The organism is Spiractinospora alimapuensis, from assembly GCF_018437505.1.
GTDB lineage: Bacteria > Actinomycetota > Actinomycetes > Streptosporangiales > Streptosporangiaceae > Spiractinospora > Spiractinospora alimapuensis.
Genome location: NZ_CP072467.1, coordinates 2,734,978 through 2,750,873 on the forward strand (window position 1 = coordinate 2,734,978; position 15,896 = coordinate 2,750,873).

Consider the following 15,896-nt stretch of genomic DNA (forward strand, 5'->3'; position numbering starts at 1 on the left):
GCGGCCCCCGCCCGCATCAGGTCGGCGCGGCCCAGTCGTCAGGAGCTCCGGCATGCCTCAGACCAATGACGTCGACGGGCCGTCGCAGGAGGAGGACCCGTTCGCCACCGCGGGTCAGTACCCCCCTCGACTTCCCACCGACCGGCCCACCTCGGCGCGGACCTGCGCGATGGCGATGGGGAGCAAGGACAACTTCGCGATCGACCGCGACTTCGTGCGGCAGTCCCTCAACGCGTTCCCGGAGTTTCTCGACCTCGCCCGGGAAAGCCGTATGTTCCTCTACCGCGCGGTGCGTTATCTCGCTCGGGACCTGGGGATCCGCCAGTTTCTTGACCTGGGGTCGGGGCTCCCGATCGACGGCAACGTGCACCAGGTCGCCCAGTCCTTCGCGCCGGACGCGCGGGTGGTGTACGTCGACAGTGACCCAATCGTGGTGGTGCACGGGCAGTCCGAACTCAGTGACTTCACGACCACCGCGTTCGCCCGCGCCGACATCACCGAACTGGACACGGTGCTCGCCTGCCCCGAGGTCCGGAACCTGATCGACTTCGACCAGCCGATGGCCGTCCTGCTGCTGTCCATCCCGCACCTGCTCGAGGACGACGAGGTCGTACAGCGGACCATCCACGAGCCGATGAAGCGCGCGGCCCCCGGAAGCGTGCTCGCGCTGACCCACATCGTGGCCGAGGACGACGCGACGGCCGCCGCCACCTCCGAGCTCATCAACGGCCTGGGTCTGCCTTGGCGGACCCGCACCCGCGACACCGTCTCCGGCTGGTTGCGCGCGTACGACCCGATCGACCCCGGCCTCGTCGACATCAACCGCTGGCGCCCCGACGAGACGCAACCCCCCGTGGCCGAGGCGCACCCCCTGGTCCGCGAGTACATCGGCGTCCCGGTCGGTGACCGCCGGATGCACGAGTGCGGTGGGCTCTTCTGCAAGACGGCGTAGGCCCAACGCCCCGACTTCTCCGCCGTCGCGGGACCACCTCGGGACACATCCACCGCACCCCGACAGCGTGTCGCCTCGGCCTCACGCCGTCGACGACGGTCCCGTGAGGCTGGGCGTCTCCCGGACGTCCCAGCGCCATTCCTGGGCGTGAGCCGTGGCCGCCGTCGGCCGCCCTCCCGATGGGAGTTCTCCGTTGCCCTACCCACTCGCGGCTGGTACGTTCAGAATCAACTGAACGTATTGATCGTTAATGATCGAGAGCGTGATATCGGATGCGGATTCATACCGACACCGATCGCTGCGCCGGCACGGCCATGTGCGTGTTCGTCGCTCCGGAGATCTTCACGCTGAGCGACGAGGACGTGGTCGAGGTCCGTGCCCGGGTCCCCGGGGCACAGCATCACGACTCCGTACGCCACGCCGTCCGTGCGTGCCCAACAGCCACCATCAGCGTCCGCGAGTCCGTGGACGGAGAGGACGACAGCGATGACCACCCACTCGACGGTGAACCTCACTGATCCGGAACTGGCGCGCAGTCCAGCCCGGAGCCACGCGACGATCCGGGAGAGCGCACCGATCGCTCGCGCCGAGATCCCCGGTGTCGGGCAGGTGTGGCTCGTGTCCCGGTACGAGGATGTCAAGGCCGTACTCAGCGACTCCAGGTTCGTTCGGAACCCGGACAACGTGCCAGGTATGAAGGCGAACAATCTGACCCAAGCGTTCCGACAGCACTCCGGGATCAACGAAGAGTTCGCCGTGTACACCAGCTCCTCGCTCACACAACTCGACGCGCCGGAGCACTCACGGCTACGGAAACTGGTCTCCCGCGCGTTCACAGCACGACGCATCGCCGCGTTGCGCCCCAGCGTCGAGCGGATCGCCGAGGACCTGCTGGACGCGCTACCCAGCCACGCCGAGAACGGCGTCGTCGACCTGTTGGCACACTTCGCCTACCCGTTGCCAGTCACCGTGATCGGCGAACTGATCGGCGTCCCACATCGCGATCGCGCGGTATGGAAGGAGAGGTCGGGGGCGGTTCTCACCACGATATCCGGTGGTGCTGATCCCACCGTGATCAACGAAGCCCTGGGAAACCTGATCGACTACGCCCAGGACATGATCGAGCAGCGCCGACGGGAACCCCGGGACGACCTGACCAGCGCGCTGGTCCAGGCGCAGGAGAAGGACGGGGACCGGCTCAGCACCACGGAGATGGTCACGTTGATCTTCACTCTGGTGTTCGCGGGACACGAGACCACCGCCACTCTGATCGGCAACGGCACCGTCGCTCTGCTCAGTCACCCGGACCAGCGAGCCAAATTGCAGCGGGACCCCGCGCTGCTCCCCCGCGCCGTGCACGAGATGTTGCGCTGGTGTGGAGTGATCACCCTGGGCGGCAGACCGGGGTACGCGACCGAGGACGTCGAGCTCAACGGCACCGTGATTCAAAGGGGCGAGGCGGTCATGACCTCGCTCGTGGGGGCCAACTTCGACCCCCGAGTGTTCGCGGATCCCGACGCCTTCGACATCACGCGGGACACCGACGGCCGCCCGGAGACACACGTGGCCTTCATGCACGGCCCGCACTATTGTCTGGGGGCGGCCTTGGCCCGCCAGGAGGGTGAGGTCGCGTTCGAGGCTCTGCTGCGCCGATACCCCCGGCTGGCTCTGGCCACGGACTCTCGGGAACTCGAACTCGACGCCAACTTGGCCCAGTTCCGCTACGCCGCGATTCCCGTGACCCTCCACTGATCCCACGAAGCACCGGCGACGGCGGGCGCGCGACCATGGTGAGGACGGCTCCAGGCGCACGCCCGATCGGGGAACCACGTCCATCTCGCCTGCTACCTTCAGTGGGTACTGAATGATCATTTCGTGGGTGAGGTGTGCGTGGTTATCAACGACCGGGAGCGTGAGCTTCTGGACCGCTTCGGTCTCTACTTCGAGCGAGCCGGCAGCACACAGACCGCGGGCCGTCTCGTCGCGTGGCTGATGATCTGCGATCCACCGGAGCAGTCGATCACCCAGCTCGCGGAGGGCACCGACGTGAGCAAGGCGTCCGTGAGCACCGTGGCACGGCACCTGGAAGAGGCCGGGTACCTCGAACGGGTGCCCCACGCCGGTACTCGGCAGCACTACTACCGGCTGCGTAAGGGCGGCATGACCACCGTCGTCAAGCATCGCCAACGGTTCCTGGACGACGCCGCCGCACTCGGAAGAGATGCGTTGGAGCTGATGGGTCCCGACGCCGCACGCCTGGAGACGCTACGGGAATGGACCGGCCTCATGGAGTTCATGTCCGGGAGGCTCGACGCGCTGGTGGAGGAGTGGCAGGAGCAGTGGCGTGACCGCCAGGCGTGACGTCACCCGCGTGCGCTCCACCACCACCGGCGCGGGCTGCGACCGTCCCCGATCGTGACCAGGCCCACCCACCATGAGTCGACGTGCGGGACGCCACGTCCAACCGATGGGGTGCGCATCGACCCGCTATACCGGTGTCGACGACACCCACCCCCATGCCCTGAGGTTCGATGGTGGCGGGCGGGGACGGATCCATCCGATCGGCTGAGGCGGACGGGTCGTGCGCCGCCCTAGTCTGGGCAAATGCGCTGGTTGTGGTTCCCCGTCCTGGGGGCGATGCTTGTCTTCGGCTCGCTGACCGTGGCGTCGGTGGCGACCGTGTTCGGCGACCGTAGGATTCCGGACTGGCAGGGGCCGGAGCGGTCCTGGCTGGACTTCCTTCCCGCCGCTTCCGGGTTCGTCGTCGGCGGGATCGCCGTCGCCCTGTTGGGACTCGTACTGTTGCGCGGGCGTACACCGGACTGGGTCTTCCCCGTGGGATCGATCGTGGCCAGTGGAGTCGTGTGCCTGACATCGCTGGCGCTGTGGGACGTGCCGCAGGGCCTCTTCGGGCACCCCTTCGGGCCGGGGGAGCTGCTCGGGCTCGCGCTCGCGCTCGGGGTCGCCGCCTACCGCGCGTCGCCCGTCTGGCTGATGGCCGGTGTCGGGGCGGCAGCCGCCGCGCTGCTCTCCGACCGGCTGCGCGACTCCGCCCCGATTGTCAGCCACCGCGACCTGGTCTACATCGTGCTCGGCCTGATGATCATGGTGGCGCCGGCGTTGTACCTGCGCTGGCGCGACCGTCAGCGCCGGGACCAGTTGGCCCTGGCCCGGCAGGAGGAGCGTCTCTCCATCGCGCGCGACCTGCATGACGTCGTGGCCCACCAGGTCACCGGCATCGTGGTGCGCGTCCAGGCCCTGCGGCACATCACCGCGAACGAAGCGAACGGGTCGGGCCGAGACAACGGCGAGGGGCAGTCCACGGCGGGAGCCGTGCGGGACTCGCTGCCGGAGATCGAGGAGGCCGCGAGCGACGCACTGCGGTCCATGCGTGACCTCGTACACACGTTGCGCGACGCCGGTGATCCGCCGAAGGGACCGTTCGACGCCGCCGCGCACCTGACCGCCCTGCGGCAGGAACGCCGCTACGACCAACCGGAGGTGCGGGTGACGGTGGACGGACCGCTCGACGACCTCCCGCCCGACGTCGGCCACGCGGTGATCGCGATCGCCCGGGAGTCGGTCACCAACGCGCTGCGGCACGCCGTCGGCGCGCGCCGGATCGACGTCGGGGTGTGGCGCGAGCGCGACAGCGTGCACGTGCGGGTCGTGGACGACGGCGACGGGTCCCCCAGCCTGACCCCACGGGGCGGCTTCGGTCTGGAGGGCATGACCGAACGCGCCCACCTGCTGGGAGGCACCTTGGACGCCGGGCCGCCCACGGCGGGCGACGGATGGCGAGTCCACGCCGCGCTGCCCACGACACGAGTAGGGGTGAGATGACCATCCGCGTCCTGCTGGCCGACGACCAGCAAATGGTTCGCACCGGATTCCGGCTGATCCTCAACGCCGAGCCCGACATCGAGGTCGTCGCCGAGGCGGCCGACGGGCTCGAGGCACTGCGGTTGGCGCAGGAACACCGTCCCGACGTGTCGCTGCTCGACATCCGCATGCCCGGCCTGGACGGGCTGGAGGTCACCCGGCGGTTGGCGGGGCCGGGAGTGGCCGAGCCGGCGCGGGTGGTCGTCGTGACCACGTTCGACCTGGACGAGTACGTCGACGCCGCGCTACGTGGCGGAGCGCTGGGGTTCCTGTTGAAGGACGCCGGTCCCGCCCTGCTCCTGGAGGCGGTGCGAGCCGCCGTACGGGGCGACGCCCTGGTGTCGCCGCAGATCACCACCCGGCTATTGCGCCACTTCGCCGGGCGCCGCCGGCCGAGTGCCCGGGACGACCACGAGCTCTCGCCCCGTGAGCTCGACATCGTGCGTGCCGTCGCCACCGGCCTGACCAACGCCGAACTCGCGCGGAAGCTCTTCATCTCCCTGGGCACCGTCAAGTCCCACCTCGCGAGCGTGCAGACCAAGGTTCAGGCGCGCAACCGGGTCGAGATCGCGGCCTGGGCCTTCCGACAGGGTCTGATGGACGAACCGCACTGAACCCGTCGACCCATCACAGGACGCGGCGGGGCTCCTTGGGGTCGCGGCGGTGTCGCCACCGCTTCCACTCCCGCGGGTAGCCCACCGACACCTCCTCCATCCGGAGACCGCCCACCTCGTGGCTGCGCGGAATGTGCAGGTGCCCGTACACACAGGCCACCGCCCGGTAGGTCTGGGGCCAGTGCGCGGTTCGGGTCGTCCCGCACCACAGCGAGAACTCCGGGTAGAAGAGGGGGTCCGTGGGTTCGCGAAGGAGTGGCCAGTGACTGACCAACACGGTGGGCAGGTGGGGGTCCAGGGCGTCCAGCCGGGCCTCCGTGCGGGCGACGCGGTCCGCGCACCAGGCGGCCCGGCTCGGGTACGGGTCCGGGTGCAGCAGGAACTCGTCACTGCACACCACCCCGACGTCGTAGGCCTGACGCAGCGCACTGTCGGTGTCGGGCACGCCTGGGGGAAGGAAGGAGTAGTCGTAGAGCTGGAACAGCGGCGCGACGACGACCGGCCGGTCCCCGGCGGACCAGACGGGGTAGGGGTCCTCCGGGGTCAGGACACCGAGCTCCCGGCACAACGCGACCAGGTGGTCGTAGCGCTCGGCCCCGCGCAGGGTCACCGGATCCGTGGGCGGTGTCCACAGCTCGTGGTTACCCGGGACCCAGAGCACCCGCGCGAAGCGACCGGCGAGCAGGCGCAGCGCCCAGTCGACGTCGGCCACGGTCTCGGCGACGTCGCCGGCGACGATCAGCCAGTCCGCCGGGTTCCGGGGCCGCAACGCCTCCAGGACGTCCCGGTTCTCCGGATGTGAGACGTGCAGGTCGCTGACGGCGTACAGCCCTGCCGGGGTCGTCACACGGGTTTCCGCAGCACGCCGCCGAACTCGTAGATGGCGTTGTTGTCCTCGGACGTACCCACGAACGGACGTAGCGGTTCGTCCACCTCGGCCAGCGGCGGCTGGTCGGGGTCGGGACGCCACTGCCGCACCGGGCCGAGGCCCGGCTCAACGACCTCGAGCTCGGAGAACCAGGGCTCGATCTCGGCGGGAACGCGCGTCCGCCACTCCATCCCACGCTCGGTGTAGAACGCGGTGAGCGCGTCGGCGTCCTCTCGGCTGTCGGACGCGACGTGGGAGAACGCGACATAGCTGCCGGCCACCGCCCGTGCCATCGGACCGTCGATCATGCGCCGGACGGCCGACTCGTCGGCGATGCAGTGCGGAACCCCGAACAACAGGATGCCCAGGGGCTGGTCGAAGTCGATCAACCGCTGGGTCTCCTCGTGGTCGAGGACCTCGTCCGGTCGCGTCATGTCGGCGTCGATCACGGTCGTGGACTGGTCGTCCGCCAGCAGGGCCCGGCCGTGGGCCAACACGATCGGGTCGTTGTCCACGTAGACCACGCGCGCGTCGGGTTGGAACGCCTGGGCGACCTCGTGCACGTTGTTCTGGGTGGGCAGGCCGCTGCCCAGGTCGAGGAACTGGCCGATCCCGGCGTCGCGGGCGAGGAAGCGCACCGCACGATAGAGGAACCGACGGTTGTGCCGCGCGAGGTCCAGGTTGCCCGGCCACTGTTGTGCCGCGTCGATCACGAGTTGCCGGTCGACCGCGAAGTTGTCCTTACCGCCCAGTCCGTAGTCGTAGCACCGCGCCGGGGTGGGGCGCCCCGTGGGAATGGGCGGAGGGAAGCCCCCGTACTCGGGTCCGACATCCAGCGAGGACTCACCAGGGGCTGTCATACGGTCTCCAGGGGGCGGAAACGAGCGATTCGGACGGCGTGACAGAAATCCCCAACCTAGCATCTTGACCGCCTCGGGGAGAATTCACGCACCGGCCTGAAATGATCTTCATTGGGGTGGCGTGGATTGACCAGGGTAGGCATTTCCGCAGCTCGTCACCACCAGTCCGGGACGGCCGAGTGGAAATCCACTCAACACATTCACATTCGTGAACACATCGAAGATCACGGTTGGATAAGCCTTCGGCGCCCGACCACTCGCGCCGCGGCGGCGGCGGAGCGGCGCGACGGGTGTGGTGGCGAGGGGTGGCGCCGACCGCCCCGAGGCTTCGAGAAGCCCGCCGCCACGGGCATGCGCGTTCGTTGGCGCTGGCCGTGTGGGCTCCTTCCGGTACGGTGAGACGGTTCGCTCCCGATAACCCCGATCCCCCGGAGTGTCCCGTGGCAGCCTCATTCTCCCGAGATGACCTCCGCGAAGCGGCCAGCCCATCATCCTTCGAGCTGGGCGAACGCTGTGTGGACTCCGTCGCCAACCTGCGGTTGCGCAACGGCGCGCTGCACGCGACGGTGCACGGCGAGGAACCGTTCCGTGTGCGGCTCGGCATCGGACCGGACGGGCTGGACGGCCTGTGCACCTGCCCCGACGCCGACGGTGGTGCGTTCTGCCCGCACCTCGTCGCCGTGGGCCTGGCGAAGTTGGTGGGGGCCGGCGCCAGCACCGACGTCGAGGGTGAGGACGCCGCGACGGCCGAGCTGCGCGGGCACCTCACGCAGTTCGAGCGCCGGGAACTCGTCGAGTTGCTGCTCGACCTCGCCGTGGAGGACGAGCAGGTGGAGGCGGGGCTGCGCGCCGCGACGCTGCGCCGGCTGCTGCTGCCCGAGAAGCCACCGACCGAGGCCACCATCGAACGCCACGTGAACGCGCTGATCCCCCCGGCCGGCGCCCCCGACCACCTGACGGCGCTCGACTACGCCGAGCGGATCGCGGAACTCGCCGACATGACGGTCGAGGCGCAGGAGGCCGGTCTCAACGCCGCGGCGGTGTGGGTGGGGCAGTACTCGGTCACCCGGATCGAGGAGGTGGGCCTGGACGTTCCCGACACCGACGGAGAACTGGCCGAGGCCGTGTTCGATCTCGCCCAGGCACACGCCGAGGCGTGCGCCGAGCTGCCCGACGCGTCGACCGGACTGGCGTCGTGGCTGGTGGACCGACAGCTCGGCACGGTGTTCGGTGACTGTTTCGTCGTCGCGGACTACGCCGACGCCCTCGGGGAGGCCGGCATCGCCGCCTACGGAGGTCTGCTCCACGAGCACGCCACCAACGGGTGGGCCGCCGACGTGGCGCGGCTGTCGAACGACCTCGCCACCTTCCGCCGCACCGACCCCTGAGTCGGCCCCACCGCCGCTACACCGGCACGTTCTCGGACGCGTCCTCGGCTCGCTCCTCCTCGGTCAGGGGACGCAGCACGCAGAAGTGGTTCCCGTCGGGATCGGCCATGACGGTCCATGTCGCGTCCGCGCTCTGCCCGACGTCGGCGCTCCGCGCGCCCAACGCCTCCAGCCGTGCGACCTCCGCCTCCTGGTCGTCGGGCCGCAGATCCAGGTGTAGGCGGTTCTTGGTGACGTGGGATTTGGGGACCTTCAGGAACAGGAGGTCGGGTGCCACTCCTTCCTCCGGGCTCCCCATTGGAGGCCTCAGCACCACTTCGTCGTCCCGCTCGAAGGTGCGCCGCCAGCCCAGAGCCTCCTCCCAGAAGCCCGCCAGCCGGCCGGGATTGGGAGTGTCCACGCAGAGGCACTGAATGCGAAGGGTCATGCCGCCCATACTCGCTCCCGAACCCCGCGACGTCCACCACATCGGCGAAAGTTCCCGACCGTGGACGACCTTTGTCGGTATTCACGAATATCGCGGCCCCGACTGGCGCGGATTCCGTTCGTTCACCGAAGTGACAACCGGAATTCCGTCGAGAGCAAGACAATTCCTCATAGGATCACGCCAATGAGAATCACGGTGTTGGGTGGAAGCGGTGCCTGGCCGGTGGCTGGTGGGGCCTGTGGGGGCTACCTGGTCCGTTGGGCCGACTACCGGTTGCTGATCGATCCCGGCTTCGGCAGCCTCGGTCACCTGCTGGGACACACGCGGGCCGAGGACGTGGACGCGGTACTGGTCAGCCACGGTCATCCTGACCACTGCGCGGATATCAACCCGTTGCTGCGGGCACGGACCCTGAGCACCAGTCCGCCGGACCGACTGACGGTCGCCGCGCCACACGGCGCACTGGACGCGATTCTGGCCCTTGACGAACCCGGTTTCCTCGACGACTCCCACCGTCTCGCGGAATTCACCCCCGGCGACGCCTTCCGCCTCGGTCCGTTCCAGATCCAGTCCGTCGCTCTCCCCCATTCCGTGGACAACGCCGGATTTCGCATCTCCGCCGGGGGAAGGCACCTCGCCTACACCGGTGACCGCGGCCCCGACCCGCGCATGGTCGACCTCGCCTCCGGCGCGGACGTGCTCCTGGCGGAGGCCACGTTCCCCGAGGAGGTTCCGGCGCGCCACCGGGGGAACCTGTCCAGTGCCCGGGACGCGGCCGTCGAGGCGACGAGCGCCGGCGTGGGCCACCTCGTTCTCACCCACCTGTGGCCCGGCACCGCCCACAGGCGCGCCTACGAGGCGGCGGTCCCGTATTTCCGTGGCCCGATCAGTGTCGCCCAACCGACAATGGAGCTCGACCTCGGTTCGGCGGACCACGCGTCCTGAGCGGCCCGCCGCTGGAAAAGCTTGGGAGGGGACGCCTCATGGCGCCGTTACCCCGCGCCGTCCTCGGTGTGAACGCGATGCTGCGGATGCAGACGGCCTGCCCGGCGACCTTCGCGGCCCTGGTCCTGGACGCCGAACCGCTGGTCCCCGAGGGAGAAGGGATCGAGTTCCTCGACGCGACGTCACCGGACCCGCCGGGCGGTCCCGTCCCCGAGGAGTACGTGCGCGCCATCGAGTCCGGCACCCGCGCGGCCCTCACCGACCCCACGACGGGCCAGCCGCTCTACACCGCCGGCCTCATCCTGCGCCACGTCCGCTGGCACGAGGTCGACTCCAACGAACGCGACTTCACCCGAGCCGGCACCCGCGCGGCCCAGGAGGTCCTGGCGTGCGTGACCGAGTCCCGCGCCCCGCGACCGATCCGGGGGCGGTAGCGCCACCGTCGACTTCGCTCAGTCGTAGGGTCGGAACACCGATGTACGAATAGTGAACGGGCCCGCGTTGACAGTGTCGCCGAAAACCGCGTCACGACGTGCACGGTACTGCGGACCGACCAGGTCCGGACCTGGATCCGAAAACACGGTGACCGTTGATTTCCGTGGATCCACGATCAGATAGGTGGGGATCCACATCGCCGCGTAGTCGGCTGTCTTCTCAACGTAGTCGTTGTCCGGGTTGGAGTCGGAGACGACCTCGGCAACGAGCCGGACGTCCTCCGGGGAGACGTAGCGACCCTCCCCCAACAGGGCGGCTTCGGGTAACACGATCACATCCGGCCGACGCGACCGCTCCAGCGGAGCGGACTCCACGATGGGGCCGGAATGCGCGATCAGCTCCCCCGCGAGAGTCTCCGCTCCCTTGTCGAACTGTCGGATCAGCACCTTGGTGGCGAGAGCATGGCGGATGGGTGGGCTCGTCCGGACGTTGACGCCCGAAGCACCGACCTCTACGTCCCACACCTCGTGCCTGGCCATGATGTCTTCGGCGATGGCCCGAAGCCGCTGGTACTGGACCTGTTCGGGTGGCTCCACGTCTCCGAGCCTAGAGGACCGTCATCCTCAGGCCTGGGAATCGGCGCTACTCCACGACCTGCCAGTCGACCGTGGCGACGCCCTGACTGGCGGAGGCGATCTCCTCGAAGGCGGCGCGGGAGAGGTCGAGGCAGCGGCCTTCGACGAAGGGGCCGCGGTCGTTGATGCGTACGGTGACGCTCCTGCCGTTGGCGGGGTTGGTGACCTCGACCATCGTGTCGAAGGGCAGGGTCTTGTGCGCGGCCGTCATCGCGTTGGGATCGAACCGCTCACCGTTGGCGGTCATCTGGCCCTCGCCGTAGTTGGAGGCCTCGCACGTGCCCCCTTCACCGGAGGGCGTCGCGGCGGCCGACGGGCCCGAGTCGGAACCGTCGGAGTCGCCGGACTCGTCGGAGGAGTCGGAGGCATCGGCACTGTCGTCGGTCCCGGTCGAGTCCTCCGTGGCGGCCGGTTCGGGTTCCGGCGCGTCCTCGGTCTCCTCCGACTCCGGTTCCGCCTCCGCCTGCGCGGATCCGCTACCGGTCTGGGTCGCGTCGTCGCCCGCGTCCTGGCGCCGCTGCTCGGCGTCCTCGAGGTCGGCGTCGGTGCGCCCCTGCGGCTCGCCGAACGGCAGCGCCGCCGCCTCTGTCGTCTCCACCGCCTGTGGTTCCTCAGGGGTGTCTCCGCCGAACATCACCGCCGCTCCGGCCGTACCGGTGGCGAGGATCAGAGCCCCGGCGGCGACGGAGGTGACGAACAGCCGCGTGGGAAAACGCCGAGCACGTCGATGTCTGGTCACGAGGGAAGTCCTGGGATTGGGGACAGGAGTGACTGGCCCATGAAGGGGACCAGAAGCACCCACTATACATAACGTATGAATAACGGAAATTTCGGATAGTTTTGCCTGGGACGTCGAATGCCCAGTTCAGGGGACACAAGACCCATGGTTCGACAAACCGCACGCACCTCTCGCCCTCTAGCGAGTGGTATCGGACACCCACGGGCGGCCCTCCACCTGACGCTCCCCCGGTTCGCCCCGCGTTCATCGGGGCGTCCAAGCGGTGTTCCCTCCTAGTAGTATTTGGAGGGCTTAGTGTCACCGTTTTGGCTGTGGCGCGTGACTCGGCATCACATCGTCGGTCGAGTCCATCCCTCCGCGCACTGACCTACACTCACGGTGATCCAATGCGACGTGCGCTCCGATGCGGGGTTTCGCGCGTCCCACGAGCAGGGGTACTCACATCGAAGTGGAGGCCGCGTTGCCTGTGCTCTCAACTTCCCACGACAACCGTTCGTCTGCGACCCGTACAGTTGCCGTGGTCCTCGCTGGAGGAAGCGGACAGCGCATGGGCCTCGCGACACCGAAGCAACTGTTGAAGATCGCGGGCAAGTCGATCCTCGAACACACGCTGACGGAGTTCCAACAGGCTCCGGAGGTGGACGAGATCATCGTGCTGATGAACCCCGGGTTCATCGCCGACGCAGAGAAGATCGTCCGGGGCGCCGGACTCACCAAGGTGAGCCGAGTTCTGCCCGGTGGTACGTCACGTAACGCCACGACGCAGTTGGCGCTGGACGCGGTGGCGCACTACTCGCCCGACACCAAGCTCCTGCTGCACGACGCCGTGCGGCCCCTCCTCGGCCAGCGGGTCATCTCCGACAGCGTCACGGCCCTGGACTCCTACGACGCCGTCGACGTCGCCATTCCCTCAGCGGACACCATCATCCGGGTGGAGGACGACGTCCTCGTCGACGTGCCGCCGCGCTCGGAGCTGCGTCGTGGCCAGACCCCGCAGTCGTTCCGGTTGGGAACGCTGTCGGCGGCCTACGCGAAGGCCTGGGAGGACCCCAACTTCGAGGCGACCGACGACTGCTCGGTGGTGCTGCGATACAGCCCGGACACCCCCGTGTACGTGGTGCCGGGCAGCGAGCAGAACATGAAGGTCACCGAGCCCCTCGACATCTTCCTCGCGGACAAGCTGTTCCAGCTCTCCTCGTCCACCGCGCCGGCCTTCACCCCGGAGGAGTACACCAAGCAGCTCTCCGGCACCACCACCGTGGTGTTCGGCGGCAGCTACGGCATCGGTGCCGAGGTCGCGAAGCTGATCGAGGACCACGGAGGGCGGGTCTTCCGCTACTCGCGCAGCGCCACGCGCACCGACGTCGGCAACCTCGACGACTGCACCGCCGCACTGGCCCAGGCGCACGCCGCCACCGGCAACATCCACTACGTGGTGAACACCGCCGGCATCCTCCGCGTGGGCCGCCTCGACCAGACCAGCGCCGCGGAGATCGAGGAGTCGCTGCGCGTCAACTACCTCGCCCCGGTGCACATCGCGCAGGCCGCCTACCCCTACCTAAGCCAGACCCAGGGGCACCTGCTGCTGTACACCTCCAGCTCCTACACCCGAGGCCGCGCCTCCTACAGCCTGTACTCCTCGGCGAAGGCCGGCACTGTGAACCTGACCCAGGCGCTCGCCGACGAGTGGTCCGAGGACGGTGTCCGGATCAACTGCATCAACCCCGAGCGCACTCGGACGCCGATGCGCCGCCAGGCCTTCGGTGACGAGCCGGCCGACTCGCTGTTGAGCGCGGAGCAGGTGGCGCGCACGTCCCTGGACGTCATGTTGTCCGACCTCACGGGACAGGTGATCGACGTACGTCGCGCCGAGCCCTCCAGCGGTGGAGAGGGCTCGGGGCAGGAGGAGGCAAGCGCGGGATGAACCTCCGCCAGTACTTCGCCGCGAAGGAAGTCGTCGGGTACGCCGGCACCGCGCTCGCGTTCTTCCTGATGCTCATCGGCGCGGTCACCGCCAATCCGTGGTTGTTCGCCGTGGGCGCCGTCGGCACCTACGCGATGGACGTCGCGCTGATGGGGTTCCTGCCCCAGGAGGTCAGCACGCGGCTGCAGCAACTCCGGATGGGGGTCACGACCCGCGGTCTCCTGCGGCAGGTGCTGCTGCTCGCGCTGCTCGCCGCTGAGGGCGTGTCCGTACGCGTCCTCAGCGTGGTCATCCTCAGCCTGCTGGTGCTGTTCGCGCTGCAGTTCACGGCCGGTGTGACGGTGCGGATGCTCGGTTGGCGGCGCAAGCTCCCGGTCGTCACCCGCAACATCGACCTCGGCGCGCTGCGGATTCCCGACAGCCCGCCGATGGCGCTGATCCGTTCGCCTATGTCTCGGCTGCTTCCCCTGGACGTCTTCCTGGTCGCGGGAGTCACGGCCTTCGTGATCAGCGGCCTGAGCGTCCTGGTCGCGGTCGGGGCGGCCATAGCGATCGGGCTCACCGCCGTCTACCAACTGGTGATCGGTTGGCACCTGTGGCGGTCCCGGACCATCCCGCGCAGCGAGGCCGTCATGCGGCACGTGCAGGGGTGGTTGGACGACTACCAGCCCCAGGTCGTGGTCTACTTCTCCGGCTCTCCGGAGGGCGCCTACCAGGTGAACATGTGGCTGGACTGCCTGGCCAAGCTTTCCCTGCGACCCGTCATCGTGCTGCGGGAGCGGGCCATCGCCGCCCAGTTGGCGCCCACGACGGTGCCCGTCCTGTGCGTTCCGGTGTCCACCGACCTCATGGCGCTGGACTTCGGCCCGGCCCGGGTCGCGCTGTACCCCGCCAACACCGGCAAGAACATCCACATGCTGCGCAATCCCCTGCTGCGCCACGTGTTCATCGGGCACGGCGACAGCGACAAGATCGCCAGCATCAACCCCTTCACCAAGGTGCACGACGAGGTGTGGACCGCGGGGAAGGCCGGCCGGGACCGTTACGCGATCGCCCAGGTGGGGGTGCGAGACGACACGATCGTGGAGGTCGGCCGCCCCCAACTGGACACGCTGACCGGCAGCGTCTCCGACACCTCCCGGCCCACCGTGCTGTACGCGCCGACCTGGGAGGGCTGGACCGACGAACCGGGGAACACGTCCCTGATCGACGCCGGCCCCCGCCTGATCGAGCTGCTGCTGCGGGCCGAGCCGGGCGTACGGGTCCTGTACAAGCCGCACCCCTTCACGGGGATCCGCTCCGCGCGGGCGCGCAGGGCGCACAAGCGGATCGTGGAACTCATCACGACCGCCAACGGGACGACGGGGCCCGCCCCCCGCTCCGCGGCGCTCAGAGAACTCGACCGAAAGCTGGCGTCGTTCGACGACGAGATCAGCGCCCATGACGAGGCGCACCACTCCCGTGAGGAGGGCGACGCCGACTCCGGTGTGGTGGAACGGCTTCGGGTCCTCAGCGACCAGTGGCACGACACCTACTGGAGTGACAACTCCGACGGCCGGCACCTGGTCATCGAGGGGCCGCGGCCCAGCCTGTACTCCTGCTTCCACCACGCGGACCTGCTCATCAGCGACATCTCCAGCGTGGTTTCGGACTTCATCGCCACCGAGAAGCCCTACGCGATCACCAACTGCGCGGGGGTCAGCGACGAGGACTTCCGCACGGCGAACCCGACGTCGCAGGCCGCCTACCTCCTCGCGCCGGACGGGTCCGGCCTGGACGAGGCGCTGTTGGCCATCCGCCAGCCCGAGACCGACCATCGGGCCGACGAACGGCGTGGGCTGCGCGAGTACCTGCTCGGCCCCCGGGAGCCAAGCTCCCAGTCCCGGTTCGACGCCGCACTGCGCGACCTCTATCGGCGGGCCGCCGAACAACACCCGGTGACGGAGTTATCGTCCGGTGGCGACGCGGTCGCGGCCACGCACTCGGCCCAGCACGCGTCCGACTGAATCCACCCAGCGCCCGGTCCGGTCCTCCTCAGGGGTGACCAGGCCGGGCGTCGTCGTTCCTGGGAGTCGCTCCACCCCGATCTTGATCCTTTCGGCATCGAGTGTCACGGTAAGTACCGCGCCGTCCCGCGTCCGGTAGCCTTCACATGTGTAAAGGCGACCACGTCTCGTTAGAACGGCGTGGCGGAATCCCCACCGTCGCCGTTCGAGTAGAGAGGATC

General features: G+C 68.9%; 16 protein-coding genes. 11 read left to right on the forward strand and 5 right to left on the reverse strand.

Annotation, left to right across the window (positions count from 1 at the left end):
- The first annotated feature begins 52 nt into the window (after positions 1 to 52).
- The 6 genes from J4H86_RS12485 to J4H86_RS12510 all read left to right on the forward strand — a co-directional run bounded on the left by J4H86_RS12485 (position 53) and on the right by J4H86_RS12510 (position 5,448).
- Positions 53 to 952: an SAM-dependent methyltransferase gene (locus J4H86_RS12485; RefSeq protein ID WP_236543665.1), complete on the forward strand. Its 900-nt coding sequence runs from the start codon at positions 53 to 55 to the stop codon at positions 950 to 952.
- A 272-nt stretch (positions 953 to 1,224) separates the two neighbouring features.
- A complete protein-coding gene (locus J4H86_RS12490) occupies positions 1,225 to 1,470 on the forward strand; it encodes a ferredoxin (protein WP_236543666.1) in 246 nt (81 codons plus the stop codon).
- Positions 1,439 to 2,704 carry a cytochrome P450 family protein gene (locus J4H86_RS12495; RefSeq protein ID WP_236543667.1) on the forward strand — a complete coding sequence of 422 codons (1,266 nt, stop codon included), beginning with the start codon at positions 1,439 to 1,441 and terminating at the stop codon, positions 2,702 to 2,704. The genes J4H86_RS12490 and J4H86_RS12495 overlap by 32 nt, the downstream gene beginning before the upstream one ends.
- Before the next feature lie 138 nt (positions 2,705 to 2,842).
- A complete protein-coding gene (locus tag J4H86_RS12500; RefSeq protein WP_236543668.1) occupies positions 2,843 to 3,313 on the forward strand; it encodes a GbsR/MarR family transcriptional regulator in 471 nt (156 codons plus the stop codon).
- Between the two features lie 243 nt (positions 3,314 to 3,556).
- A complete protein-coding gene (locus tag J4H86_RS12505) occupies positions 3,557 to 4,795 on the forward strand; it encodes a sensor histidine kinase (protein WP_236543669.1) in 1,239 nt (412 codons plus the stop codon).
- Entirely contained in the window at positions 4,792 to 5,448 is a 657-nt protein-coding gene (locus J4H86_RS12510) for a response regulator (RefSeq protein WP_236543670.1), read from the forward strand. Before J4H86_RS12505 ends, J4H86_RS12510 begins: the two co-directional genes overlap by 4 nt.
- Before the next feature lie 13 nt (positions 5,449 to 5,461).
- Here the strand turns inward: J4H86_RS12510 and J4H86_RS12515 are convergent, their stop codons facing one another.
- Both J4H86_RS12515 and J4H86_RS12520 read right to left on the reverse strand, forming a co-directional pair.
- On the reverse strand, positions 5,462 to 6,295 hold the full coding sequence (locus J4H86_RS12515) for a metallophosphoesterase family protein (protein WP_236543671.1): 834 nt from the start codon (positions 6,293 to 6,295) through the stop codon (positions 5,462 to 5,464).
- Positions 6,292 to 7,176 (reverse strand): SAM-dependent methyltransferase, encoded by an 885-nt coding sequence (locus tag J4H86_RS12520; protein ID WP_236543672.1) that lies wholly within the window; start codon positions 7,174 to 7,176, stop codon positions 6,292 to 6,294. Before J4H86_RS12520 ends, J4H86_RS12515 begins: the two co-directional genes overlap by 4 nt.
- Positions 7,177 to 7,616: 440 nt before the next feature.
- Between J4H86_RS12520 and J4H86_RS12525 the strand changes: the two genes are divergently transcribed.
- Positions 7,617 to 8,564, forward strand: coding sequence for an SWIM zinc finger family protein (locus tag J4H86_RS12525; protein ID WP_236543673.1), 948 nt, complete (start codon positions 7,617 to 7,619; stop codon positions 8,562 to 8,564).
- Positions 8,565 to 8,580: 16 nt separating this feature from the next.
- Here J4H86_RS12525 and J4H86_RS12530 read toward each other — a convergent pair whose 3' ends face one another.
- On the reverse strand, positions 8,581 to 8,991 hold the full coding sequence (locus J4H86_RS12530) for a VOC family protein (RefSeq protein WP_236543674.1): 411 nt from the start codon (positions 8,989 to 8,991) through the stop codon (positions 8,581 to 8,583).
- A gap of 183 nt (positions 8,992 to 9,174) precedes the next feature.
- On the opposite strand from J4H86_RS12530, the gene J4H86_RS12535 reads away from it, so the two are divergent.
- Both J4H86_RS12535 and J4H86_RS12540 read left to right on the forward strand, forming a co-directional pair.
- The gene (locus tag J4H86_RS12535) at positions 9,175 to 9,936 is read left to right on the forward strand and encodes an MBL fold metallo-hydrolase (RefSeq protein ID WP_236543675.1); all 762 of its coding nucleotides are present in this window, start codon (positions 9,175 to 9,177) and stop codon (positions 9,934 to 9,936) included.
- A 38-nt stretch (positions 9,937 to 9,974) separates the two neighbouring features.
- Positions 9,975 to 10,370: a hypothetical protein gene (locus tag J4H86_RS12540; protein WP_236543676.1), complete on the forward strand. Its 396-nt coding sequence runs from the start codon at positions 9,975 to 9,977 to the stop codon at positions 10,368 to 10,370.
- A gap of 18 nt (positions 10,371 to 10,388) precedes the next feature.
- Here the strand turns inward: J4H86_RS12540 and J4H86_RS12545 are convergent, their stop codons facing one another.
- Positions 10,389 to 10,967 carry a Uma2 family endonuclease gene (locus J4H86_RS12545; protein ID WP_236543677.1) on the reverse strand — a complete coding sequence of 193 codons (579 nt, stop codon included), beginning with the start codon at positions 10,965 to 10,967 and terminating at the stop codon, positions 10,389 to 10,391.
- 46 nt (positions 10,968 to 11,013) lie between these two features.
- Positions 11,014 to 11,745, reverse strand: a complete 732-nt coding sequence (locus J4H86_RS27450; protein ID WP_330932527.1) for a septal ring lytic transglycosylase RlpA family protein — start codon at positions 11,743 to 11,745, stop codon at positions 11,014 to 11,016.
- 517 nt (positions 11,746 to 12,262) lie between these two features.
- On the opposite strand from J4H86_RS27450, the gene J4H86_RS12555 reads away from it, so the two are divergent.
- Positions 12,263 to 13,669 carry a bifunctional cytidylyltransferase/SDR family oxidoreductase gene (locus J4H86_RS12555; RefSeq protein WP_236543678.1) on the forward strand — a complete coding sequence of 469 codons (1,407 nt, stop codon included), beginning with the start codon at positions 12,263 to 12,265 and terminating at the stop codon, positions 13,667 to 13,669.
- Positions 13,666 to 15,675, forward strand: coding sequence for a CDP-glycerol glycerophosphotransferase family protein (locus tag J4H86_RS12560; RefSeq protein ID WP_236543679.1), 2,010 nt, complete (start codon positions 13,666 to 13,668; stop codon positions 15,673 to 15,675). The genes J4H86_RS12555 and J4H86_RS12560 overlap by 4 nt, the downstream gene beginning before the upstream one ends.
- Positions 15,676 to 15,896: the final 221 nt, after the last annotated feature.

Excerpts from the sequence above, each read along its gene's own strand:
- J4H86_RS12505 (WP_236543669.1), top strand. The coding sequence starts at position 3,557 with ATGCGCTGGTTGTGGTTCCCCGTCCTGGGGGCGATGCTTGTCTTCGGC.
- J4H86_RS12510 (WP_236543670.1), top strand. The coding sequence starts at position 4,792 with ATGACCATCCGCGTCCTGCTGGCCGACGACCAGCAAATGGTTCGCACC.
- J4H86_RS12535 (WP_236543675.1), top strand. The coding sequence starts at position 9,175 with ATGAGAATCACGGTGTTGGGTGGAAGCGGTGCCTGGCCGGTGGCTGGT.
- J4H86_RS12490 (WP_236543666.1), top strand. The coding sequence starts at position 1,225 with ATGCGGATTCATACCGACACCGATCGCTGCGCCGGCACGGCCATGTGC.
- J4H86_RS12485 (WP_236543665.1), top strand. The coding sequence starts at position 53 with ATGCCTCAGACCAATGACGTCGACGGGCCGTCGCAGGAGGAGGACCCG.
- J4H86_RS12560 (WP_236543679.1), top strand. The coding sequence starts at position 13,666 with ATGAACCTCCGCCAGTACTTCGCCGCGAAGGAAGTCGTCGGGTACGCC.
- J4H86_RS12520 (WP_236543672.1), bottom strand. The coding sequence starts at position 7,176 with ATGACAGCCCCTGGTGAGTCCTCGCTGGATGTCGGACCCGAGTACGGG.
- J4H86_RS12495 (WP_236543667.1), top strand. The coding sequence starts at position 1,439 with ATGACCACCCACTCGACGGTGAACCTCACTGATCCGGAACTGGCGCGC.
- J4H86_RS12530 (WP_236543674.1), bottom strand. The coding sequence starts at position 8,991 with ATGACCCTTCGCATTCAGTGCCTCTGCGTGGACACTCCCAATCCCGGC.
- J4H86_RS12540 (WP_236543676.1), top strand. The coding sequence starts at position 9,975 with ATGGCGCCGTTACCCCGCGCCGTCCTCGGTGTGAACGCGATGCTGCGG.